This window comes from Nitrospirota bacterium, from assembly GCA_040756155.1.
Lineage (GTDB): Bacteria > Nitrospirota > Thermodesulfovibrionia > JACRGW01 > JBFLZU01 > JBFLZU01.
The window spans coordinates 9,478-11,965 of sequence record JBFLZU010000123.1; the positions used below are offsets into that span (position 1 = coordinate 9,478).

The 2,488-nt window shown below is 46.5% G+C and carries 2 protein-coding genes; both read left to right on the forward strand.

Going from position 1 to position 2,488, the window contains the following annotated elements; translation table 11 throughout:
- On the forward strand, nt 1–375 hold a 375-nt coding region (locus AB1488_11710), incomplete at its 5' end, for a heterodisulfide reductase subunit E (GenBank protein MEW6410750.1).
- A 119-nt stretch (nt 376–494) separates the two neighbouring features.
- Nucleotides 495–2,488: sodium-translocating pyrophosphatase (locus AB1488_11715; protein ID MEW6410751.1), on the forward strand; the 1,994-nt coding region annotated here is incomplete at its 3' end.

Below are 2,488 nucleotides of genomic sequence, written 5' to 3' on the forward strand. Positions count from 1 at the left end.
TGGGAATCACCTTATCCCCTGACAGACCCATTGAAGATGCTGGGCAATTTCAGTGGGATATTGCTTCTTCTCGGTATTACTCTTGTTGTTACGAATAGGTTTAAGAACAAAGAAAAGGCAGATATTGGAAGTTACTTTGACTGGCTTTTCATAACCGTTGTAGCTGTGGTGGCTGTAACAGGAATGCTTTCCCAGTTCTTGAGATTGGCTGATATTTCAGTCTTAGCATATCCTGTTTATTTCACACATCTTGTATCTGTTTTCTTTCTTTTTCTCTATGCTCCATATTCTAAATTTGCCCATCTCGCTTACAGGACGACAGCGATGGTTTATGCAAAGCATTCGGATAGAGAGGTAGAAGTTCAATCTAAATAACACGGATTGAATCGAAGTGGCCAATGTTTTATAACTAATCGTTATATAATAAATGAAAATTATGAATTTGACTTATTTTACTAATTGAAGGATATTTCAGGACTAAAAGGAGGTTAAGGATGGAACAAAGTATCTTAATATTCGCTGGTATTTGTGGGGTAATAGGTATCCTCTACGGGATACTGACTTCGCTCTGGGTAGTTAAGCAAGAAAAGGGAACTCCCCGGATGCAGGAGATTGCTGCTGCTGTCCAGGAAGGTGCCAAGGCATTTCTCAGCCGTGAGTACAGGACAGTCGCCCTTGTTGGTGCTGTCATATTCGTGCTGATAGGGATATTTCTGAGCTGGCTTGCAGCCTTTGGATTCCTCCTTGGTGCTACGGGATCTGCAACAGCAGGCTATGTGGGAATGATGATCACTGTGAGGGGTAATCTCAGGACTTCACAGGCTGCCTATACCAGTTTAAGAAACGCCCTTAGATTAGCCTTTCGAGGTGGTTCTGTAGCAGGTCTCTTAGTTGTGGGGTTAGCACTCCTGAGCATTGCAGTCTATTATTCCATTGCCAAGGCTATTGACCCCCATCAAGCCTTTTATGCCCTTGTCGGTCTGGGATTTGGTTGCTCACTTATGAGCGTGTTTGCTCGTATTGCAGGTGGCATCTATACAAAGGCTGCTGATGTTGGTGCTGACCTTGTTGGAAAGGTCGAGGCAGGTATACCTGAGGATGACCCGAGAAACCCCGCTGTTATAGCTGACCAGGTTGGTGACAATGTAGGAGACTGCGCAGGCATGGCTGCAGACCTCTATGAGACCTATATAGTCACAATAGTGGCTGCAATGCTACTCGGTAAGACTGTCTTTGGTGCGGAGAGCGCGTGGGCATTCTTCCCGTTGCTTTTAGGTGGAGTCTCTATTTTGGCCTCTATAGCGGGGACCTTCTTTGTAAGATTAGGCGCAAAGCAGTATATAATGGGTGCACTCTACAAAGGGTTGGCTGCATCAGGTATAATAGCTGCGATCGCATTCTACTTCGTCTCGGTTTGGTTTATAGGAAAATTTGTGCCAAGTTCAAAGGATGCCTTAGCATTCACGCCGTGGAATGTGCTTTTAACAGCCGGTGTTGGCCTACTGGCTACAGGGCTTATGATGATAATCACAGAATACTTTACCTCTAAGGGCTTTAGCCCCGTAAGAATGATTGCAGACGCCAGCAGAACTGGTCATGCCACTAATATTATTGCCGGTCTCTCCGTCAGCATGAGGTCAACTATGCCACCTGCTCTGGTTGTCGTGGGCGCCATCCTTGCATCCTTTGCCTTAGGTGGCGGATTCAGGGGTGAAGTAGATGTTGGTCTCTTTGCTATAGGTCTGGCTGCTGCCTCTATGCTCTCAATGACCGGTATCATAGTCGCTATTGATTCTTACGGACCAATTACAGATAATGCTGCTGGTATTGCCGAGATGTCACAGATGGACGAGAAGGTTCGCGGGACTGTTCTTGATCCACTGGACGCTGTGGGAAATACAACAAAGGCAGTAACAAAGGGATATGCTATAGCTTCGGCAGGACTCTGCGCGCTGGTTCTATTTGCTGAATACTCTCGTGCCTTTGAGCCATTTGGGATTGGGAAGCTCTCTTTTGAGCTTTCAAATCCCCTCGTTCTGGCGGGCTTATTTATAGGTGGGCTACTTCCATTCTACTTCGGTTCAAGGCTGATGTTGGCGGTAGGCAAGGCAGCAGGTGGTGTTGTAGAAGAGGTAAGGCGCCAGTTCCGTGAAATCACAGGGATTATGGAAGGGACGGCTAAACCACAATATGGTCAATGTGTTGACATTGTTACGAAAGGAGCTATTAGGGAGATGATTATCCCGTCCTTGCTTCCAGTAGCTTCGCCGATCCTTGTAGGTTTCATCCTCGGGAAAGAGGCCCTTGGAGCTATGCTGATTGGTGTTATAATTACAGGTCTCTTCTTAGCAATCTCCATGACGAGTGGAGGCGGTGCATGGGATAATGCAAAGAAGTATATCGAAGAGGGAGCCCATGGTGGAAAGAAGAGCGATGCCCATAAGGCTGCTGTTACAGGTGACACTGTTGGTGACCCGTATAAGGATAC